We start from the raw sequence: 21,139 nt of genomic DNA on the forward strand, positions 1-21,139 counted from the left end.
TGCCGCGGTTTTATATGAACGTAGTGGGTTATAAAAACTTATTGTGCTTGGTGGTATAAAGCTCAAAAGTTCCCGTTTTATATGAACGTAGTGGGTTATAAGGGTGCCTCGCGTTTGAAAAGTTTTATGAAATTCCTCTATGTTTTATTGAGGGAATTTAAGCTCAATTAGCCGATGAAATGGGTATGCGTAGAGGCCCTTTTTATTTGTACGTAGTGGAATTTAAAGAAACTAATGACTGGAGACGATTTTATGAAGTACTTAGTTTTATCTGAACGTTAAGAGATATAAAAAAGTCTTTGTGATCTGGTTTTGATTGCTACTTCAATTTAACCATAACAGAATCCTAAGTGCAGATAGGGTGAAAACTTTGTTGCCTACTGAAATAGGGGGTACTGAACCATCTTATTATTTTTCTGTTTTGCTCCAAAATAATGACCTACCGCACTAGCACCGCATACGGTTTGTTATTATCTCCCCTCGGCACATCAATTCTCTTCGCAATATAAGGCAGCTTTTCTCTAAACAATAAAAATAAATCAAAATATGGTTTACACATATGGGCGGTGATGGTAGTATGAATTAAATGGTTTAATATGGAACTTATCTGTGGGAAGGTGAGAGCATGGGGCATGTAACTACACCTTTGGGGGAACTTATAAGACGTTATAGGAATCAAGTGAACATGACATTAGCGCAGTTGGAGAGTATAATCAATGTTTCTAAAGGAAGCTTGTCAAAAATCGAAACCGGTGAGACAAAGAAACCCGATTTTAAAATTCTTGAAGCCATTGCATCTGTGCTAAACATCCCCTTTCGTGAATATGTTGAACAATATATCCAAGTAGAGCATCGAGCAGAATCACTTATGGCGATCTTGGAATTGGCGATTACAACATCAGAACACGCTTCAATAGCTCCCCAAATTGCTGCCAAATACCTTGAAACTGAAAAGCGAGATAGCATAGAGTTAGTGGAAAGTCTTTATATTGTTACAGCCTCGATAAAAGAACCGCCAATTAGACTAGACTTGTACAACAGCATCATTGATTATTCGCGCAGTCACGGAATTATGCCTTACATTGCTCAGGGCATGTATCAGAAATATATGATTGAACGAAACGATTTTAGTAAATTAAAGTACACCTATCAACTAGGCAGAAGTATTCTCAGTTACGCAAATTTTTTAAACGAAAAAGAACGATTAATACTGTATTATGCACTAGGAGTACATGCTGTTAGTCTATCAAAATATGATGAAGCAATTGAACTGAGTAAGTATGTTACTCATAATGATGTTACAAAGAGTAAATTAAAAGCAGATGCAACCCTAAATATTTGCAATTCTTATTTCTGTCTTGGGAAGTATGAAGATAGTAAAACCTACCTTGATGAATATGCGAAGTTTCCTTACGATTTCATTGAAGATAATGTTAAGGTTATGCTCAGCGGTATCAATGGAAAGACAGTTAGTCTTGATTTAGGTATTCAACAATTTGAACAATATTTATTGAATCCTTCTGAATACAATTTAACATATGTAGTAGTTCAGCTCATGGATTTCTATTCAATTAAAAAAGACTCTAATGCCGCAAGACAGCTATTTAAGTACGAAGAACAAATGAAAATGTCTCTTCAAGATATATACACCACGCCAGAAAAACGTGCGAAATTAGCTTATTACTATAGGCTTAAAGGTGATTTGTTACTCGCTGATAAGGATTTTAAGCATGCTTTAGATTGTTATAAAATGAGCACCATAGAGTATGCGGGTATCTCGCATTTTGGTAAAGCATTCGATGGCATATCCTTAATTACAAAAGCTATCGTAGATGATAATACTCACTTAGAGATAGAATCAATTATGGAGCTTAACCAAATGGTTATTCAAATTAGAGACGAGATAAACGAGGAAGGTGACGGGCTGATATGAAGAAATTTTTAGCAAAATCACCTATTTTATTCGTTGCAATACTTCTTTCTGCGAGTATTATTGTGGGTGATTCTGTTGTGCTTTTTAGCGGGGGTGCCCCGTGGATTAGTGGACAGTAAATAATCATTAAAAATTAAGATGCCGATGGGCATCTTTTTTTATTTTATATTAATTTCATATAATGCTATTTTACAAAAGTTTCGCTACCAATTTTGAAATAATATGATATGAGAAACTACGCTTATACTAATTTTTGCAAATACAAAATTATCTGGTGGGGGTGAGCATATTCTTCCTGATAACTTTTTCCGAAATGATGGAGACAATCATTTGTTTTTGAACATCAGTCATCTTAGAACGAAACTTATTCGCGCAGTAAACGAACACGAGAGCTTTACTGCACAACCCGTTGTCCAACTTAGTCAAGAGCTTGATATGTACATCTTAGAATTTCAAAAGAACACAATTCGAAAGGAGGTGAGAAAGTCTTGAAGCAACGAAAATGGCTAATACACTTTAGAGGAAGTAAAACCCAAAAGGAAGTGGCGAATTTGTCCAAGATTGAACGCAGTTCTTACTCCAATATCGAGAGGGGGAGACGTGACCCAAGTGTTCAAGTAGCGAAACGCATCGGACAAGTTCTAGGCTGTGATTGGAAGCGATTCTTTGACGATGATGATCCTTGCAATGATGTAATTGAAAAGGCTGTGCTTACTTGCGATAAACACAGCCGATAAACAAACCTTACAAATTGATGATACAACATTCTTCTTAAATAATGACTATTAGTTATTTAGAAGGCTCACCACGATTAACATCCTTTGCAACCCCTTTAACCTACTCATGAAAAACCTACATATAAAATTTTACTTGGTTAGGACGGAGAGAAAACTAAATAGTCCGAATGGGGAATGATTGTGAGTAAGAAATACAACGTTTTCAAAATTATGAACTGCTTGCAACAGCGTGTAGCACAAAGTAAGACGTTGTTAGTCCCTAATGTATATGGTGGGCTGTATGTGGGGCGCTTTACATTTAATCCTCCTGCGACCAAAAGGGAACTGAGAACGTTTACGAATCAATTCAACATTCAACTCCCAGATGAGTACATGGAGTTCCTAAATTGTTGTAATGGCGCAATTCTGTTTGATATTGGGGAAGGAATGCGTACGGAGATTTATGGCTTAGACATGCTCACAAAGTTTATGACGACTATTTACGCCGTTCGACCGTAATTCCTACCCATTGCTTCTAATCCTAAAGCTAATTTTTTTATAGATGCAACACGTAACGAGAACTACCTATTTTGGAATGAGGGCAGTCCTAAATATATCTGTTTGGAAATGGAATTTGCCGAATGGTTAGGACATTTGATAACAGCGAACGGTTCTGATTTTTGGAATTGGAATCCGATGCTTCAATGTAGAGAGATTTACAACACGGTTAATCTGAAGTGTATGAAGGTTAAAGTTGTTGAGGCGGAAAGTTGAAATATTACATCAAAGAACAGGCTTATGCTATTTTTATTCCTGCATAAGCCTATTCTTTATTTAAGGAGTGGTTTCAGATACAACGTGTTGATTTAAGTTCAACTTGCTATATTGATTTTGAAAAATTAATTGCTGTAAAAAACTCTAAACTGATACCTTTATCATCCGTACAAATGCGTATCCTACGTAAGCTTGCTATGAGTCCAAATGAAGCTATCACAACACAAGATTTGATTGAATTTGCATGGTGGCCAGAGTATGAAGGAATACCCAAAGGAGAGCTATATAAGTGTATAGGACGTATAAGAGCAAAACTGGAGAGCAGTGACCGTGACCCAAAGTTTATTTTGACTGTGCATGGTTATGGTTACATGTTGTGTCCATGTAAAATAGAAAAATAATTTTTTTATTTTACATAAAATGGTTCTTATCTGCCTGTGCAGGTATTGTATTCATAAATGAACATGATATTCTAAGAACACCCAATAATTGTGTTGGGTGTTCTCTTATTTCAGGCACCATTTTATGACTTGAAATCGGTAAAATGGGGGTGGTTCTATTGATTGCAAATTAATAGGAACTAGGATTACTCAGAATAGTCCTAGTCCCGAAAAGGTATTGCCAATTTCATTATTATTCAACATCAACATCTAGTCAACATTGCGAAAACAACACCTGTTATAAAAATTTGGCTAGGGAGGCACTACCAATGAAAATTAAGAAACTGTTTGCTGCTGTATCTTTGAGTCTGTTGCTTTCTATTGCACCTTCTGCAAGTGCCCAAGGTGTCCATCAACAAAAGGTACAAAATGAACAGGTTGTGCGTTCATTTTTGACCACGGAGAACGGATTGCAAGAAATCACGATTGATGAGTACAAGGCCCTCTTGAAAAGAGGTCAAGTCGTACAAAGCCAAGTCGATGGGTTGACGAAAAGAGCTAATCAAAATCCATCAAATGATATATCTGCTGACCATCCTGATAATCGTCCAGTGAAATTCAGATTCTATTCCAGTTATTTTTCTGCAGCAGTACCTCAACCGGAGATGAGGATAGCGATGACAGACATTTTGCGAAATACGTCATCGGTTAACGACATCGAGCAAGAAGTGAATTGGAGCAATGAATATGGGTATAATGCAAGTGCTGGATTCACAAGTACGTACTTTCAAGCTATGGAGATTGTGTTTGGTGCAGGTTGGCATAATACGAAGTCTGTGAGTTACACTACTAAAGTGACGGCGAAGCCACGAACAGAGGTTTATCTGACATTTACTCCTTTATATGACGTAGCAGTGGGAGACACTGTTAGTTATAACCGCTTTGATAGAGAATTAAGCCGCAATTCTGTCAGTGTTAAGTCTCCTGTTCAATTGGCTGGCGGTAAAACGAGAGGTATTGTAACTATCGTGGAAAAAAGAATATAAAACAAAGAAAAAGCAGGATTATCTTTCATCCTGCTTTTCACTATTGTTATACTCCATAATTTCTGAGTATATCAAATATCCGATACCAATTAGCCCGAAAACAATAGATGAATCGTAGAGCAGTGACAAATCAGATGATTTAAAGGGTGAAAGCTTTCCTGCTCCTAAAATAGAAATACATAAATGGTAAGTTGAAAAGAGGATTGCTGCAATAAATAAAATGATACTCCCAGTTAACCGTCTTGAGTTTGCGGTTGACACGATATACACCATCCTTTCATGGCAATCGACCATTATTTACCTTATTGACAGTATATCATAAGTATTCATTATACTTACTTAGCAATTACTAAAATGTTCATTATAGTAAGAAATATTTGCAAATCCTCAATGTTGTATTATTGCTATCGTACCGTTGTTTAATTGCTCAAGTAACCGTCACAACATAAATAGGTGATAAACAAGAACAAGAGCCGTATGATTTTTCATACGGCTTTTGTTCGGAAAAGATTATCTACTGACATACACGAGGTAGACTATTTTATTGGTCTCATCAATTACTTTAACAGGGCCATCAGGAAGCGTGCGCTTCATACCATGAATTACTGTATCTCCCAGTTTGTGATGTATGGTAATAGATACCTGTCCTAGATTGTCTTCCACGGTAATACTTCTTGTCTTAATGACTAGTGCTGGTCCATTGACCGCAATAAATTTTTGCTTGTATGTATAACCTGGTCGCTCTACATTTGCGCTTACAGTTTGAGACTGCGTTTCAGTCGAAGAAGCATAAGCGGGTATCGAGAACATCAATGTTGCCATCATGCCGAGTGCGAGTGCGCGTTTGAACTTCATTAGTAAAACCTCCTTTGGATATCTAATATAGTAGATTGAATATACACAATTTACTATGTAAAGGAGAGGGAGTTTCTAATTTTAAGGTAGGATATTATGAAGTCTCAACTATGGTGTAGGGCTTTTTCGTACACTTTTTCAAATTGACAGCCTCTTTCCTAGTGGTATATTGTGGGTGATATGGTTGGGAAAAATATCATAATCTAATGCCATGCAGAGAGGAAGAACGATGTGCTATCTACCCATTTTATCGAAGACGAATTAGATCGAATTATTGAACAATATCAAATAAAAAAAGAGCTGAAAGAACATCTTCTCCGTTTCGCGGAGACTAGGCTCGAATTTCATCTGGAAGAAGAGGAAGACTATAAGCAAATGGGTAACAGCCGTATTGCTGGTTATCCAGATTTACCTCCCCACATCAAATGGCCTTGTGTATCGGATGACGAGTATTGTTCGTTTATCGCACAAATTAATTTAAGCGAGTTGCCGTACTCTCCGTGCGAAGATTTACCTAGCAAGGGTATACTTTATTTTTTTCTAGGATTAGATGAACCTGCAACGGATGTTGAACATAACCTATTTTACTATGATGGTGATTTAAGTGTATTGAAAAGAACGAAGCCTCCTAAGCGTAAAGTGGAAGTTGGTGAGGGTGATAGAGATTTTGATTCGTACAAAATATCTTTTAAACCGAAAGTTGTTATTGGGGGCGAATATTTGGATAACGAGGAGTTGTTGGACACTTTAAGGTGTGAGTATAATCAAGTCTACCAATTGTTATGTAATAGCCCTGCAACCGTCTGGGGAGAACATACGGACTTTTATGAGGATTCTTTAGAACAGGCGTACTTATGCAAAAATGGGCTTGAAGATTTACTTTATACGCACAAAGAAGAAAGTCATATCCGAGAAAAAGCAGCACAAGCTGCTGAGCGTGGAAATTCGGAAGATGCTGAGTATTTATTAACGAAGTTGCTGCCTCTCGTAATCGACTATCAAAAAAACGAAGAATTGCATCAGAAAGGGATACAGAATTGGCAAGTCCTCTTTTCGATATCTTCTTTAGAAGAGGCGGGTATGATGTGGTGGGATGCTGGCTATTTGGAAGTTCTAATAGATAAGAATGATTTGAAAAATAACAACTTTGATCGAACTTTCGTTAAAGTGTACAGCAGTTAAGCTGAATATGAATGCAGCCCTGAAGTCGAATTCGGGGCTTTTTTAAATTTATAGGAATATTAAGAATGATACGGATGGATATTCTAGTTTTTTTAATTCATCAGGACAACTCATCAAACATGAGTTCTACAAAGATAAAAATAAACAGCAAATCTGTTTTCCTGATGCTCAAAATGTAAAGAAAATAGCGTTTATCAACGGAGTGAATGGTCCGAACAACATTTATGATATCAATGTCTTCTTTAAACCAAGTGTGGCTCCTCCAGTGTTAAAGGAAGAATGGAATGGCACGAATGTTAGTTTGACATGGAATAATCTTGGTGCTGATAGTTATTCCGTAAAGAGAGCAGAAAAACCGGGCGGGCCGTATGTTTCAGTAGCAGATAGTGTATACATTACGAGCTATTCCGACAATGCTGCCAAAGCAGGGGCTCCGTATTGCTATGTTGTCGCTGCAAATCATACTTGTGGAGAGAATCAAAATTCGAACGAGGTACAAGTGACACCTCAGCCGAAAGGACTACGTTGTGTTCGATAAAATTTTGATATTTGAGGTGAGTGAATATTCGACCAAGTAATGTAGATACCGTCTCTATGGAGGCGGTATTTATTTGGAAATAATACAAATCCTTACCGAGCTGCTGTACTACATAGAACTTTCATCGGGGTGAAAAAGGTGAAAATAACATACCGCCTCCTGTAGTGAGAGGCAGTATGTTATCACAAGGCCAGAGATTAATGGTTAATGGGCCCTAACATAGACTTCATAGCGAACCCATTTGCTATTTTCATAGATTTCGATAAGTGCACTTCCTGGTCTTATGGCTTGAATGTAGGAAGGTACTGATGTTTTAGCGATGGCCCATTGTGAGTTTTGAATGATGTTATAGGCGCCGATATGACGAATTTCACCAATACTTAAAACCAATAAATTTGTAGTTTGTTGGGACATTTCAGCAGCGGCAGGGGCTGTGTTGATGCTTACAGAACCAAAAGCTAATGATGCACCAATAAGTGAGCTTAATACTAGTTTACTTATGTTCATCCTAAATCCTCCCATTTTCAAATTGATCTAAATCATATAATAAAAACTCAAAATTGTATTTGGGTAAATATGACTATATTTACTATGTAATTTTATAAAATAGTCTAAAATATTACATATATGTGAGGTTTCATAGATTGCTCTACCAATGTCTCTAACCGTATATATGATTTCGTTATCGGTTCTGTATGATGTCTTCTTGCGGCACAAGAATCTGGGTCTTGCACGACTTTCAATGACGTTTATTTAACAAAATAGGACAAGAAATTTACTTTATATTTTTACAATAATTTAAATATCTAAATAAATTGTTTTTAAAATCGAATCTATTAAATTAAATGCATATTCATCATATAATCTTACCCCGTGTAAATTTTTCAACTTTTTCATTAAATTTTCTACATTCATATATACAATACATGTATTTTTATGGTATATTGTGGAACGGAGTTGGCCAGCTCTACATAATTTGAGAGGATGTGGAATTGTGGTATTCAAAAAGTTACTCACTGGATTGCTTATGGTTTCTAGCATATTCGTATTTTCTGCTACAAGTGTATCGGCCACTAAGGGTGTGTATGATACAAGAGAGACAGCTAAACAAATTTTTGGTCTTGATAGTGTTGGAGCGGTTATTGATTATCAAGATGTCGATTGGCATAAGTGGACTAACCCCTACCCGAGTGATATGTTTGTGAAGTTTACGTTAAGTTCGACAAGAAGCAATATTGTAAACTATGATATGGTTATTTATAACATCGACTCTGAAGGTAGAGAGTATACGCTCGAGCCATTCGATCAGGGAGCAGCACCAGATGTTGGTGGTATATGGGTAAAGCCTGGAGCTACAGCATTTATTAAAGTCAAGGGCCATGGAGAGAGAGATTTTGGTAGAGACGTGAATTACAACCTTAAGATTGAACATAATAGATAGTTACGCGAAGTGCTCTGGATATATCCAGAGCACTTTTTATTGCAAATGTAAACTTTGATTGGGTCTATATTAAAGTGAAATGTATAGAACAAAAATAGAGCGATAACGAACAAAAGAAATGGCTAGCGTCATATCTCACTAAAGTAGGAAGCCTTTGCCCTCAATCATCGTTTTTGCAGAGGGGAACGCTAATCCTACTTTTTTAAGGAGATAAGAATAATTCCTAGCTGTGAACAGTATTAAGAAAATCTTTATATTTACCTTACATCTTTTTAAACTGTTTCTCCTATTCTTAATGAACAGTCAAGATTATAGGAGGTTTACATATGAAAAAGACAGTTGCTGTATTGTTCGGCGGTTGCTCCAATGAATACAAAGTATCATTGAACTCAGCCGCTTCCGTGATCGAGCATTTAGATACTGAGCAATATAACCTTGTGATGATAGGCATTACACAAGCGGGGAATTGGCTCAGATATAGCGGCAGTATCGAGGATATACGTAACGACCATTGGCATATGCATGCTAGCTGTATTCCTTCCTTTATATCACCGAGTAGAGAAATACGAGGGCTGATTGAACTTGTAAATACGGAATATCATATCGTTCCGCTTGATATAGTCTTTCCCGTGCTGCACGGAAAATATGGGGAGGACGGAACCTTGCAAGGTTTGCTAGAACTGTCGGGTATTCCGTTTGTAGGGTGCGAGATGCTTTCCTCCGCGATCGGGATGGATAAGGAGATTGCACATACGTTAGTGCGGGCAGCTGGTATTCGCACGTCCCGCTCTGTCACTATTTTCAAAGGTGAACCTATGGAACAATCGCTTGCGACGGCAGCGCAGCTGGAGTTTCCGTTATTTATCAAACCTGCAAAGTCAGGGTCTTCTTTGGGAATTACGAAAGCGCACAACGAGCAAGAGTTAATAAGCGGGATGGAACTTGCTTTTTTACACGATCACAAGGTCGTGATCGAACAACAGGTTGAAGGATTTGAAGTGGGCTGCGCCGTGCTGGGCCATCATTCCGATCCGATCATCGGTGTTATTGATGAAATTGAAATAACGGGCGACTTTTTTAATTTTACCGAAAAGTATACGCTGCACAGCTCGACCATTCACCTGCCAGCACGAATAGACGCGGCCACAGCGGACAAGGTAACACAAACGGCGCTGCGTATTTATAAGACGCTGGGTTGCAAAGGGTTTGCAAGAGTCGATATGTTCCTGACTCCCGACTATGACATTGTATTTAATGAGGTCAACACGATTCCCGGGTTCACGTCTAACTCTAGATATCCGAACATGCTACGGGCTAGCGGGTTATCTTATGCGGAAATTCTCGATCGACTGTTACAGCTCGCAGTAGAGGGGGGTCAAGGATGATGGAGACGATAAGCACTAACCGTCACATTTGTAAGACTCCAATTGCCAAAGTTGATAACTTGCAACTTGAGCTGCGACTTGACCAAGCGGATGTTCATCAAGGACATCTCATATTAGTTAACTATGAACATCCTATACGCTCATCTGAACAGTTCGTGGTATCCGTCAATCATCTTCCAATTCTGGAAACGGAACAGCAGAACATATTCCTAGAAAAAACGTGTGCGTACCAGTTGGCAGCTTTATTGAGCGCATGTCAGGTGAGGGATGAAATTGTCGTCGTTAGTGGGTATCGTTCAAGAAAGGAGCAGCAGGAATTATATACAACTTCGTTACGAGATAACGGGCCTATTTTTACAACATCGTATGTAGCGCGTCCGAATGAAAGTGAGCACCAAACGGGGCTTGCAGTGGATGTAGGTGAAAACGCACCCCATATGAATCTTATATGCCCATCCTTTCCAGATCATGGCGTGTACCGAACGTTTAAGCAACTTGCAGCTACATATGGATTTATTCAAAGGTACCAACAGGGCAAAGAGCATATCACCCATATTGCCTGTGAACCTTGGCATTATCGTTATGTGGGCTTTCCGCACTCGGTTATTATGGAACAACGTGGATTGTGCCTAGAGGAGTATCTCACATGGTTGAAGCAGTATGCTTTGCATGAGGAGCATCTCTATTTTGAACATAAAGACTTGGTCATCGAAATTTATTATGTACGTGCAAAAGAATTAGTCACAACCGTACCGATCACCAACGGTAAACGGTATGAAATTTCAGGCAACAACGACGACGGATTTGTAGTCACTGTATTCCATGAAAAAGGTAGTGAAGGTAGTGGCTGCTAAGAACAACTACGGTTTGCTCGATGACTTCAAAATCGTTGCGGCTATGTTGGTCATCGCCATTCATACGGGGCCATTAACGTCCTACAATACGTATGCTGACTTTTTGCTTACCGGCATATTTGCTCGACTTGCGGTGCCCTTTTTCTTTATGGCTTCAGGCTTTTTGCTCTTTCAGAAGCTGACAGGGGAGATTAGTCAGGACAGGCTAATCGTGAATCGTTATGCCCGTAAAATCACATGGCTGTACCTTGCCTCAATGTTGCTATATGTACCGCTCAATGTGTACGCCGGATATTTCACACTAGATTTCAGCTTGCTGTCTACGTTGAAAGATATTCTTTTTAATGGGACATTGTATCACCTTTGGTATTTTCCGGCGCTCATCCTTGGCGTTTACCTCACTTATTTTCTATATAAAAAGTTGTCCTTTACAACGATGTTTGTACTGACTGGATTGCTGTATCTAATCGGACTTCTCGGTGACAGTTATTTTGGTTTAGTAGAACAGAAGGGTCTCTTACACGCTATCTATTCGAATTTGTTTTCCCTGTTTGACTATACGAGAAATGGGTTGTTTTTTGCACCACTTTTTATTGTACTTGGTGCTTGGACAGCCCAGCGATCCCAAACATCCCGCAACGTACAATCGGCAACAAGCAGCGCCCTTTTCTTCGCACTAGCCGTTGCGTTGCTGTTCGTAGAGGGAAGCCTTGTGCAACAATTACAATTGCCGCGGCATGATAGTATGTACGTTTTTTTAGTTCCGGCTGTATATTATTTGTTTCAATTTCTACTCACCCAAAAAGGCAGGGGTGGCTCATATGTTAGACAGCTAAGTACATGGATATATATTTTGCATCCGCTTTCCATTGTGGTCGTACGAGGTGTAGCTAAGCTTAGCGGGTTAAGCGCCGTGTTGGTAGCGAATAGCCTGATTCATTTTGTTGTCGTTACCCTGTTGTCGATCCTGTTTGCGGGTATCGTGGTGTATTTTATTTCTCGGGAAATAACAAAACCAACCCCCAAGCACAGGGCTTGGGTAGAGGTGAATCTTGCACATCTCAGACATAACCTTGTGGAGTTGCAAAAAATCCTTCCCGCTGATTGTAAGGTGATGGCAGTGGTCAAGGCAGATGCTTACGGTCACGGCAGCATACCGGTGGCAAAGTCGCTTTACGATGCGGGTGTAAGGCACTTTGCAGTGGCTGAATGTGAAGAAGGGATTACCTTACGTAAACATGGGATCGAAGGAGAGATCATCGTTCTAGGATATACTTCTCCAAGTCGGTTCAGAGACCTTGTGCGGTATGATCTTACGCAAACGGTGATTAGCGCAGATTATGCGGGTTCTCTCAATGAATCCCGTAGATCCGGAAAATCTGGCAAATTCGGCAAGTTCGGAAGAAAAGTAAACGTACATATTAAAATCGACACGGGCATGGGAAGGCTGGGGGAAACCCATGCCAACATGGAGCAGATTCGCTGGATGTATCAACAACCTCATTTACACGTAACCGGAACTTACAGCCATCTGTCCGTGTCGGATAGCCATCAAGCGGATGATATGGCTTATACACGTGCACAAATTAACCGATTTTATGAAGTGATCGGGCAGTTGAAGTACGCAGGGATTAACCCAGGTACACTTCATATCCAAAGCAGCTACGGCATTTTAAATTATCCTGATCTACATTGTGGACTGGCTCGTCCAGGTATAGCTTTGTACGGATTGCTTAGCAATGAGGACGATAACATTAATACACAAGTCAGATTGCGTCCGGTCCTTTCCTTGAAAGCAAAGGTAACGCTTGTCCATTCAATCAAGGCAGAGACTCCCATCGGTTATGGGCGAAGCTATGTGCCAGTGGAGGACAGTCGTATTGCCACCGTCTCGATTGGATATGCGGACGGTATTCCGAGAGCTTTATTTGAGCAAGGTGGCAACGTTCTTGTGCGAGGTCAACAAGCGAATATTGCGGGAAATATATGCATGGATCAAATGATGATCGATGTGACGCACATAGACGGCGTACAAGAAGGAGATACGGTAACTTTAATTGGTCAAGATGGAGCGGAAATCATTACTGCGGGGCAAGTTGCAAGCCGTTGTAACACCATTACGAATGAGATTGTAAGCGGCATCGGAAGCCGAGTGGAGCGAGTCTATATCCGGAGGAGCGAGGTGGAGTCAACGCCGAGTCGCCATGTATCCAGACAAATGCAAATGTGTCAAAAAGAAAAGGTAAGGAACAACAACCATTGCTCCTTACCTTAATGTGCATCTGTTAGGCTTCAGATTGTTCTTTCTTTGGATTGCACGTGATTGCAAATAACCAAACTAATGGAGCTAGGAAATAAGCATAGACTGAAGCTTGATTATTTATATGAAAAAGGGAAATTGAGTAGTGGATCGCTCCCATAAATGCAATAAATGAGATTGCTGTGCAAGCGATGAATAAAGATCTTGTTGTCATACGGCTGCCTCCATTTGTAGATCCGTTAGTATGTTCTTCATTAGAAAAGTAAGGTAGTATTCTCAACATAACCCAAAACAAAATTAAAAGTGACAACGCTTCCATAAAAGCACCTACTTTCATGCCGTTTTGAACTTATGAACAGTATATCATGTTTTACTCAAAAAAGACACATTTTCGACATGAAATAGTCACTTTTTTTTCATTAATGTTCATGCAATTGGGTCGCTAACTATGAAAGCGGAGTAATGTGGACGATTATTGCGCATATTAACACCAACGCTGAAATGAATACAGTGTTGGAGGTGCCATTTTTATGATCCGGCTACGCAAATGGTTAAGAAAGAAATGGAAGCAGCTTGTTGGAACGGTCGCTTACAGTTTGGCACAATACGAACAAAATCAGAGCTTACGCAATGAAGTGCACTTGTTTCGTTTGTTTCTGGTGACAGTATTAATGGTAGGTCTTGCGTGCGGTGTTGTAGATGAGGCTTATGCTTCGAGTGCCACGTGGATATATACGGACGAGCCGGTAGCGCAGCAGAAAGGCGCGGAGCGCACGACGAAGCAGCTTGCCATCGTGATTGATGATTTCGGAAATCGTATGTCAGGAACCGATGAAATGCTTTCGCTGCCAGTCAAGCTGACCGTAGCGGTCATGCCTTTTTTACAAACAACGGCTAAAGATGCTGAACAAGCGCATCGACTTGGGCATGAAGTTATCGTTCATATGCCGATGGAGCCGAAGCATGGCAGGGCAAGCTGGATGGGGCCAGGCGGTATTTTAACTTCGCTGTCCGATCAAGAGATTGAACAGCGAGTGAATAAAGCGATCGATGCGGTCCCTCATGCGGTCGGTATGAACAATCATATGGGCTCAAAAGCGACGGGCGATAAACGTGTTATGCGAATTGTGCTTAAAGTTTGCAAAGAGCGGGGTTTGTACTATTTGGATAGTAAGACCAATTACCACTCGATTGTGGCGGAAGTCGGCAAAGAGGTTGGGGTACCCGTTATTCAAAATCATGTCTTTCTTGACGATGAGGTTTCGACTGCTCATATTTCTAAACAATGTAAGCTTATCGAGCAACATCTACGAGATCACGCGGTTTGTGTAACGATCGGCCATGTAGGTACACCTGGTAAAAAGACCGCACAAGTGCTAGGCAAATTTGTACCCGAGCTTATGAAGCAAGTGAACATCGTGCCCATTTCGAAGTTGATTGAGCGCCAGCAGTTACAAGTGCAATAGCGAAGTGCAATAGCAAGGTGCAAAGTGCAAAATGCAAAGTGCCCCGCGGTGTAACAAACGCCGTCTGGGGCACTTTTGTTGTAAGTTCTTAAGCACACGGTTAAAATAATGCGTTGAAATGGATCAGGGCGTCACAAATTCGAGACGCAATGGTCGCTTGACCTTTGGCGCTCGTCAGTAGCTGACGGTCAGCTTCGTTACTAATGAAGCCTGTTTCGACAATTACAGCTGGATGCTCTACACGACGGAGCAAATAGTAAGTACTCCCGACTTCGACACTGTTGCGAACCTCATAAAGAGGGTTTAACGATTGCTGAATGACCCATGCGAGCATCTTGCTGCGTCCTTCGTCCTTGTGCAGGATAATGGGGCCACGCTTTGCTTGGTTTTTCGTCCAGTTCACATGGATGCTGACGAACAGCGAAGTCGGAATTTCTTTACTTAATTGCCGACGTTGAGCGAGGTCGCGCTGATGCCGCGAGCGCACTTGTGACCAACGATTATCATCGCTAAGAGCATAGTCTCCGGTTCGATTCAAAATAGTAGGGATGCCCTTGCTGCGCAGTAGCAAGTACAATTTTTGGGCAATGGCTAAATTAATATCTTTTTCCAAAAGATCACCGTATTTCGTGCCTCCATCAATCCCGCCGTGACCTGCATCAATAATGACGACTCGTTGTGGAAATGCGGATGATAAATTGTTTGGACTATGCGTATTGAGCGCTTGCTGCGGCTGTTTAGGCTGTTGCATGATTGCCGTTTCATGAGATAACGGTTCTGCGGAAATTCGTGTTACGCCACCATATGCAGACCATTGAACAGTGGTCAATAAAAGCAGCGCACAAGCACTTTTAGTGACGAGTCGGGTGAAGTGGCTCATGCTCTAATCCTCCCTTTTTTAATACACATTGCTGTTAAGGTGTGCGAAGTGCGTCCTAGTCATTCGATGTAAATAATGCGTGTTTGTGAAAAAGAAATTCGTTTACAACAAGATGTTTAAGGTGATGAAAAACGGTGCAAACTTATATGTAACGGTCGGCAAATTCATAAGGTGGTGCGTGCGCATGGCAAAGAGCGATGATTTCATCAAGTTCATTACACAACGTGTTGTGACGTACATGGAAACACCGGAAGAAACACGGCGCGAGAAAAAAATGGAGCGCAAGCAGCGTACGAATGAGGCTTGGATTACAAAATGGTTCGGGCTTTTACCGCTTAGCTTAAGCATGTGGGCCAAAACATGGGGCAGTTTCACTAAGCCACTATGGAAGCGTGCTAGTCTAGTGGTGTGGCGACGTGCTCGTTAGTTTACACACATCTTGTCGTCTAGCTTCAATGATGATGCACAACAGGCTGTCTCAATCGTAGATGTAGCATCTACGGGGAGACAGCCTGTTGTGTTATTTTTGCGGTACAAATGTTCCATTCATTACGGCACTCTCGATGTGAATATAACGGGTCGCCTGCAAATCCGGGCTTGCTACGGCCACATAGGATGTAGGCTGGCGATGTGATGCAACTGTAGCTGAGGTTGAAGCTATGCCCCATTGTTGAAGTCCGACAACGGAGAACGGCATTTGTACGTGTACGCTTCCGTTGCTAGACGATTGCACATAAATCCATTTATGTGCTTCATCAAGCGGATTGAATTCATCGGTTAAAGAGGATGCGTTTGCGCGAACTTGCTTAAGCAGTGACATCCACGTCACGTTCTCGTACGGGTCGAACAACGGTTGCAGTAGAGCTGGTGTTGGATCGGTTACGGCATGTCGTAGCTCGAGATTAGGCTGTGATTGGACAAGGTGAGCCGCAGATGAAGTGGTGTGATGCTTGTGGCTCGCTAAGCTTGCAGGCGCTGAAATGGCATCGCGTTGATTTTGCTTTAAATATTTGGATTCCGGCTGATATTCATCCGGCAACCATTCACCGCTTTGCGCGTCTAACCAAGCTATGACACCTTGTTTATTGATTACTTTCCAGAGCGTGACTTGTGTATCGTCGTAGTATGGTTCAATGTGGGCATAGGACGCAGCCTGTGGCTCTGTCTGTAAATGGAATAATAAAGCCTGTTTTAATGTGTTTAGATCGTAAGGTGTTTGTTCACCCGTTCCATACTCGGTAAGTTTAACGGTGTCTGATTGAGTGTCCGCTGGGTCGGTTGAATCGACGGAATCAGCGGAATCAGATGGATTGGATGCTGACAATATCATATATCCGACTTGTTTGCCTGCGACCAGCACGCGCACGAGCCAGCCGTGCGTTCCTGGGCCTAGTGGCATGACATCTAATGTCCCTTGTTTCCAATTATCAAATGGCGAGCTGTTAGCAAGCTGTTGTTTGTAATGCTCAGCAATCCGAATAAGGTCAGGCGAGTGCTGCTGAAGCGTTGTGGCTTGTTGGAATGATGCGAGTGCTACTGTTATGTCAGTGTGCTTGCTGTCGTCCGCTGTTACATGTGTTTGAGCTGGCTGCTGATTGTTGTCCAAGGTATATGCGTTGGCAGGGGTGGGCGGTGTTGTAAAATGTGTATGCACACTCCAGATGGCCCAAGCTATACTACTAGCGAATAGGATGGTTATTGTTACTGAGCGAATCCAGCTTCCAAGATGCGAAAGCCAGTAGGGTGTTTTCATTTTTGTCACCTCATTCCAGATACAAAATGTATCATTTGGTCTTATTTTAAAGGACAAGCCTCAAAAAGGTTGTCGGACGATGGTTTCGAGGCTTGATCAGATAAGTTCTATTTTTGCCACAAGTTGGCGCATCTAGACACATTATGGTGTGAAGCTTGTTATTGGTGCATGCAATGGTAAATGAACAAGCGCTGTATTGAGTAGGGAGCATTGAATACGCGGCTCAAACTGCCAGCGAAGTTCTTGTTTACGCATTTCGTATTGTTGTTGCATCGTTATCGAAGCAAGTATTGCTTCATCTGTATCTGTATCCGTATCCGTATCTGTATCTGTATCTGTATCTGTATCTGTATCTATATTGGTATCTGTATTCGTGTCGTTGATCGGTTTATCTTTGTTTAGTGAATCTTTCGCTTTAGCAGAAGTGATTTCGCTTTGTTCCGTTTCCTTAATTAATGTCTCGTAGTAGGCTGACAACCTGATTAGTTCATCTTGGAGACGAGCATGAGCTTGTTCTGCCCATTCGTTGTCACAGGTGTCAATATGGCCCCGTATATACTGCTCCACCATTTGTTGCGTCTGCTCCAAGGCGATGTGCCATGGTAGTACATGCACATGGGGAGGTAATTTTGGCGTGAGCGTTAATGGCAGCACATACTCCATAAATTGGGTGCACATTTTGCCGGATACGAGTGATATGCCAAAGGAATGAATTTCTTCTCGCTTTAAATCACACATGAATTCCAGCTTTGTGTTAAGCATGAGCCAAGGTTCGTAAGGTACTGAACGATTCGCAGATCTAGCATGACTTCGTGCGGATGTCATGCCAGTTTCATCTGTTGCGGCGAAAAGGCTCACATAGCGGCCGCCATCGGCAGCGGCTTGAATGATTTGCTCTAAACGGCGGCTGCCGTAGGTAACGTCCTCGCGCGGGATTCGAATTGGCATCGTTCCCCCTGTTATGGACGGAACGAGTCCGGAAAAGCGGCCGACGACAGCGCTTGACTGAGCAGCTGCTGATTGCTGTACGATAAGGGCTGCCTCCTTATCACTACTTGCGTGTGAGGCGGGGGCAGGACGGGATGGACTGCCACCGTCAGCGCGAGCGGCTGATTGGCTGTTAGGCCCACTGCCACTGTCAACATGAGTGGCTGGTTGGTTGAGCGGCCCACTGCCGCTGTCAGAATGAGCGGCGGGTTGGCCGTTCGTTCCATTGCCACTGCTAGCATGAGCGGCTACATGATTGCCCTGTCCGCCGCCACTGCTACCCATATCGTTCACAGTGCTTATCACGCTTGCAGGCGCTGACATACCAAGTGGTCCGCGCGGCGGATCAGAGGGCATCGCCGCAGGATCAAACACAAACGTAAAGCGCATCGTCTCCGCTGGCGTACCTGTACGTTCAACAAATCCCCAGTAATAAGGGCGATTTGTTAGCGCCTTGTCTGCCTGCTCAGACAACTTCACCGTTACATGCGCAGGCGATTTCTCAACAATATGACAATTGGTCGTTTCTAAATAGCGCATCACATAGCGAATAACTTCATCTTTGTTCACCTGACTAGATCCTCCTTCCCATCTGGGCGGCACAACTCACACAGCGTACGCAGCACACAGTACCTACGCAGCACGCAGTACCTACGCAGCACGCAGTACCTACGCAGTACACACTACCTATGCAGCACGCACTACCTACACAGCACGTGCTACCTACGCGACCTTACAACCTAGGCAATTATATTTTTCACATGACACACTAAGCTTCCGTACTCAATCGATTAAGCAAATGATCGACACCCTCGTCAACGCTTCCATCTTCCTCGACAGTCTGTTCAATCTCCTCGCGCAACGTATTAATTGATTGACCAAGCTCATCCACGCGCTGCATCAGATCTTCGGCATTGTCAGCTTCAAGCACCAATCTTGACAAGCTGCGCTCAAACGAATCGCCCGTCTCCAAACGCTCCAAAATCATATCGAGTCTACCGATAACCATTTCAAACATATTGATTTTTTCGTGCAGCAAACTCAAAATATATTCTTCGATCGTGCCTTTCGTAGCTAAGTTGAAAATTTTAACATCGTTCATTTGTCCCAAGCGATGCACACGCCCAATCCGCTGCTCCACCCGCATCGGGTTCCACGGTAAATCAAAATTAATCATATGGTGGCAAAACTGTAGGTTGATGCCTTCGCCGCCCGCTTCAGTCGCAATCATCACTTGTGCGCGACCGCGAAACAAGTCCATCATCCAGTCCTTTTTACCACGATTCATCCCACCGCTGTATGGGACAGCCGTAATCCCATGCTGTTGAAAATATTGCATCAAATATTCCTGCGTCGCTCGATATTCCGTGAACACGATTACTTTTTCATTCGTGCTACGAATAATTTGAATCGCAGCTTCAGCCTTCGTATTCGAAGTAATACCCTTAATGAGCGCAACTAAATCCCATATATAATCCCGAATAGGTGAATCTAGTGCGAGTTTCTTTGCCAAATTGACTAACGTAATAAACACCGCATCGCGACTAGAGCACACTTCACGTTGCAACGTCAGCAGCGAAAACATCGTGCCGATGTCCACCCCTTCAGAACGATACTGCTCCTTAATAAATCGCGTAACGCCCTCATAAAGCGCTTGCTCATCTTCCGACAACGTCAGCGTCACATTTTTCACGATTCGCTTCGTAAAATTAACATTGCCCTCACCGCGCCGATTGCGCACCATCACCTTAGACAGCTCGTTTTGTAGCTGGGTCTCATTTTTTGGTACCCGTTTATCGACTACATAATTGGCACTGAAATCGCCCTGCCCGCCCAATTGACCTGGTTTCAGCAAATTAATCAGGTTGTACAGCTCATTCATATCGTTCTGCACGGGCGTGGCCGTAAGCAGGAGACAATATTTTTTGCGCAGCTGCTGAATAAACTGATAATTGGTCGTTTTGCGATTTTTAAGCTTATGCGCTTCGTCGATAATGAGCATGTCATAGTCATAACTAAGCAAAATATTTTTATGCTGATCGCGTTTAGCTGTGTCCATCGAGGCCACTACAATCTCACATTGCCAAGAGTGTGCTTTTTTTTGCGCGACAGCCGAAATGCTAAATTTCTGATTTAACTCCCGAACCCATTGCAGCACTAGCGAGGCAGGGACTAGAATAAGTGCTCTTTTGACAAGACCACGAATCATATATTCCTTTAAAATAAGTCCAGCTTCAATGGTCTTGCCCAGACCAACTTCATCTGCTAATATCGCCCGTCCCCGCATGTCGTGCAGCACTTTGCGCGCAGTATCCGTTTGGTGGGGGAGAGGTTGTAATTGAGGCAAATGCGCGAGGCATTGCAGCTCATCGAAGCTGCGAATCCGCTTCGCTTGTTCGGCCTCGTAAGCAAGTTGAAACAAGGTCCAGTCGTCCCAAGGCCCATTTTTGTCGATCCGTGCTTGCATATCATCGATCCAACTCCGGTTAAATAGAAGTGGAACATCAGGTGTAGAAATAGGGTGTTCGGATGGCGTTGGTACGTCCGGCTGCATCGTATTGACCTCCTTGCATGTAGCCTTGTTGCGTAATGTGTAGTATGGACGTTTTTCCATCGTTTCATAACCTTGGGGTGTTACTTATAACGGCTTCTCCATTTACGCATCGTTACAGCTGATTTCGGAGATTTG

General features: G+C 42.0%; 23 protein-coding genes and 1 CRISPR repeat array (1 of these 24 running past the window's edge). Of the genes, 15 read left to right on the forward strand and 8 right to left on the reverse strand.

The annotated features are described in order from the left end of the window. Positions 1–103: a CRISPR direct-repeat array (repeat unit 29 nt); it begins 2,227 nt to the left of the window's first position. Positions 104–625: 522 nt separating this feature from the next. The 7 genes from KIK04_RS18695 to KIK04_RS18715 all read left to right on the forward strand — a co-directional run bounded on the left by KIK04_RS18695 (position 626) and on the right by KIK04_RS18715 (position 4,849). Continuing rightward, complete coding sequence (locus tag KIK04_RS18695) at positions 626–1,933, forward strand: helix-turn-helix transcriptional regulator (RefSeq protein ID WP_232275099.1); 1,308 nt, start codon at positions 626–628, stop codon at positions 1,931–1,933. Then, positions 1,930–2,052, forward strand: coding sequence for a hypothetical protein (locus KIK04_RS24250; protein WP_269670964.1), 123 nt, complete (start codon positions 1,930–1,932; stop codon positions 2,050–2,052). Before KIK04_RS18695 ends, KIK04_RS24250 begins: the two co-directional genes overlap by 4 nt. Before the next feature lie 217 nt (positions 2,053–2,269). Next, the gene (locus tag KIK04_RS18700; RefSeq protein ID WP_232275100.1) at positions 2,270–2,425 is read left to right on the forward strand and encodes an aspartyl-phosphate phosphatase Spo0E family protein; all 156 of its coding nucleotides are present in this window, start codon (positions 2,270–2,272) and stop codon (positions 2,423–2,425) included. Next, the gene (locus KIK04_RS18705; RefSeq protein ID WP_232275101.1) at positions 2,422–2,670 is read left to right on the forward strand and encodes a helix-turn-helix transcriptional regulator; all 249 of its coding nucleotides are present in this window, start codon (positions 2,422–2,424) and stop codon (positions 2,668–2,670) included. The genes KIK04_RS18700 and KIK04_RS18705 overlap by 4 nt, the downstream gene beginning before the upstream one ends. A gap of 180 nt (positions 2,671–2,850) precedes the next feature. Beyond that, positions 2,851–3,168, forward strand: a complete 318-nt coding sequence (locus tag KIK04_RS18710; RefSeq protein ID WP_232275102.1) for an SMI1/KNR4 family protein — start codon at positions 2,851–2,853, stop codon at positions 3,166–3,168. Positions 3,169–3,575: 407 nt separating this feature from the next. Then, the gene (locus tag KIK04_RS24470; protein WP_442951180.1) at positions 3,576–3,824 is read left to right on the forward strand and encodes a helix-turn-helix domain-containing protein; all 249 of its coding nucleotides are present in this window, start codon (positions 3,576–3,578) and stop codon (positions 3,822–3,824) included. A 308-nt stretch (positions 3,825–4,132) separates the two neighbouring features. Further along, positions 4,133–4,849: a hypothetical protein gene (locus tag KIK04_RS18715; RefSeq protein ID WP_232275103.1), complete on the forward strand. Its 717-nt coding sequence runs from the start codon at positions 4,133–4,135 to the stop codon at positions 4,847–4,849. 18 nt (positions 4,850–4,867) lie between these two features. On the opposite strand, the gene KIK04_RS18720 is transcribed toward KIK04_RS18715, so the two are convergent. Both KIK04_RS18720 and KIK04_RS18725 read right to left on the reverse strand, forming a co-directional pair. After that, complete coding sequence (locus tag KIK04_RS18720) at positions 4,868–5,110, reverse strand: hypothetical protein (protein WP_232275104.1); 243 nt, start codon at positions 5,108–5,110, stop codon at positions 4,868–4,870. Between the two features lie 249 nt (positions 5,111–5,359). Beyond that, positions 5,360–5,704 carry a hypothetical protein gene (locus KIK04_RS18725; RefSeq protein WP_232275105.1) on the reverse strand — a complete coding sequence of 115 codons (345 nt, stop codon included), beginning with the start codon at positions 5,702–5,704 and terminating at the stop codon, positions 5,360–5,362. A 231-nt stretch (positions 5,705–5,935) separates the two neighbouring features. On the opposite strand from KIK04_RS18725, the gene KIK04_RS18730 reads away from it, so the two are divergent. Both KIK04_RS18730 and KIK04_RS18735 read left to right on the forward strand, forming a co-directional pair. Then, positions 5,936–6,886: a DUF1963 domain-containing protein gene (locus KIK04_RS18730; RefSeq protein WP_232275106.1), complete on the forward strand. Its 951-nt coding sequence runs from the start codon at positions 5,936–5,938 to the stop codon at positions 6,884–6,886. A gap of 202 nt (positions 6,887–7,088) precedes the next feature. Beyond that, positions 7,089–7,424 carry a hypothetical protein gene (locus tag KIK04_RS18735; RefSeq protein ID WP_232275107.1) on the forward strand — a complete coding sequence of 112 codons (336 nt, stop codon included), beginning with the start codon at positions 7,089–7,091 and terminating at the stop codon, positions 7,422–7,424. A 204-nt stretch (positions 7,425–7,628) separates the two neighbouring features. Here the strand turns inward: KIK04_RS18735 and KIK04_RS18740 are convergent, their stop codons facing one another. Next, complete coding sequence (locus KIK04_RS18740; RefSeq protein ID WP_232275108.1) at positions 7,629–7,931, reverse strand: hypothetical protein; 303 nt, start codon at positions 7,929–7,931, stop codon at positions 7,629–7,631. Positions 7,932–8,418: 487 nt separating this feature from the next. On the opposite strand from KIK04_RS18740, the gene KIK04_RS18745 reads away from it, so the two are divergent. The 4 genes from KIK04_RS18745 (at position 8,419) to vanT (ending at position 13,379) form a co-directional block, all read left to right on the forward strand. Continuing rightward, a complete protein-coding gene (locus KIK04_RS18745; RefSeq protein WP_232275109.1) occupies positions 8,419–8,865 on the forward strand; it encodes a hypothetical protein in 447 nt (148 codons plus the stop codon). Between the two features lie 326 nt (positions 8,866–9,191). Beyond that, on the forward strand, positions 9,192–10,250 hold the full coding sequence (gene vanG / locus KIK04_RS18750; RefSeq protein WP_232275110.1) for a D-alanine--D-serine ligase VanG: 1,059 nt from the start codon (positions 9,192–9,194) through the stop codon (positions 10,248–10,250). Then, positions 10,247–11,104: a D-alanyl-D-alanine carboxypeptidase family protein gene (locus tag KIK04_RS18755; RefSeq protein ID WP_232275111.1), complete on the forward strand. Its 858-nt coding sequence runs from the start codon at positions 10,247–10,249 to the stop codon at positions 11,102–11,104. The genes vanG and KIK04_RS18755 overlap by 4 nt, the downstream gene beginning before the upstream one ends. Beyond that, on the forward strand, positions 11,073–13,379 hold the full coding sequence (gene vanT / locus KIK04_RS18760) for a serine racemase VanT catalytic subunit (RefSeq protein WP_232275112.1): 2,307 nt from the start codon (positions 11,073–11,075) through the stop codon (positions 13,377–13,379). The genes KIK04_RS18755 and vanT overlap by 32 nt, the downstream gene beginning before the upstream one ends. A gap of 10 nt (positions 13,380–13,389) precedes the next feature. On the opposite strand, the gene KIK04_RS18765 is transcribed toward vanT, so the two are convergent. Then, positions 13,390–13,701, reverse strand: a complete 312-nt coding sequence (locus KIK04_RS18765) for a hypothetical protein (protein WP_232275113.1) — start codon at positions 13,699–13,701, stop codon at positions 13,390–13,392. Between the two features lie 193 nt (positions 13,702–13,894). Here KIK04_RS18765 and KIK04_RS18770 point away from each other — a divergent pair, with 193 nt between their 5' ends. Next, a complete protein-coding gene (locus tag KIK04_RS18770) occupies positions 13,895–14,830 on the forward strand; it encodes a divergent polysaccharide deacetylase family protein (RefSeq protein WP_232275114.1) in 936 nt (311 codons plus the stop codon). A gap of 100 nt (positions 14,831–14,930) precedes the next feature. Here KIK04_RS18770 and KIK04_RS18775 read toward each other — a convergent pair whose 3' ends face one another. Beyond that, complete coding sequence (locus KIK04_RS18775; RefSeq protein WP_232275115.1) at positions 14,931–15,710, reverse strand: N-acetylmuramoyl-L-alanine amidase; 780 nt, start codon at positions 15,708–15,710, stop codon at positions 14,931–14,933. A 184-nt stretch (positions 15,711–15,894) separates the two neighbouring features. Here KIK04_RS18775 and KIK04_RS18780 point away from each other — a divergent pair, with 184 nt between their 5' ends. Next, positions 15,895–16,137: a YqzE family protein gene (locus KIK04_RS18780; RefSeq protein WP_232275116.1), complete on the forward strand. Its 243-nt coding sequence runs from the start codon at positions 15,895–15,897 to the stop codon at positions 16,135–16,137. A gap of 93 nt (positions 16,138–16,230) precedes the next feature. Here the strand turns inward: KIK04_RS18780 and KIK04_RS18785 are convergent, their stop codons facing one another. The 3 genes from KIK04_RS18785 to KIK04_RS18795 all read right to left on the reverse strand — a co-directional run bounded on the left by KIK04_RS18785 (position 16,231) and on the right by KIK04_RS18795 (position 21,004). Next, positions 16,231–17,463, reverse strand: a complete 1,233-nt coding sequence (locus KIK04_RS18785; RefSeq protein ID WP_232275117.1) for a hypothetical protein — start codon at positions 17,461–17,463, stop codon at positions 16,231–16,233. 141 nt (positions 17,464–17,604) lie between these two features. Next, complete coding sequence (locus KIK04_RS18790; RefSeq protein WP_232275118.1) at positions 17,605–19,020, reverse strand: YqhG family protein; 1,416 nt, start codon at positions 19,018–19,020, stop codon at positions 17,605–17,607. Positions 19,021–19,219: 199 nt separating this feature from the next. Continuing rightward, complete coding sequence (locus tag KIK04_RS18795; protein WP_232275119.1) at positions 19,220–21,004, reverse strand: DEAD/DEAH box helicase; 1,785 nt, start codon at positions 21,002–21,004, stop codon at positions 19,220–19,222. Positions 21,005–21,139: the final 135 nt, after the last annotated feature.

This window comes from Paenibacillus sp. 481, assembly GCF_021223605.1.
Classification (GTDB): domain Bacteria; phylum Bacillota; class Bacilli; order Paenibacillales; family Paenibacillaceae; genus Paenibacillus_B.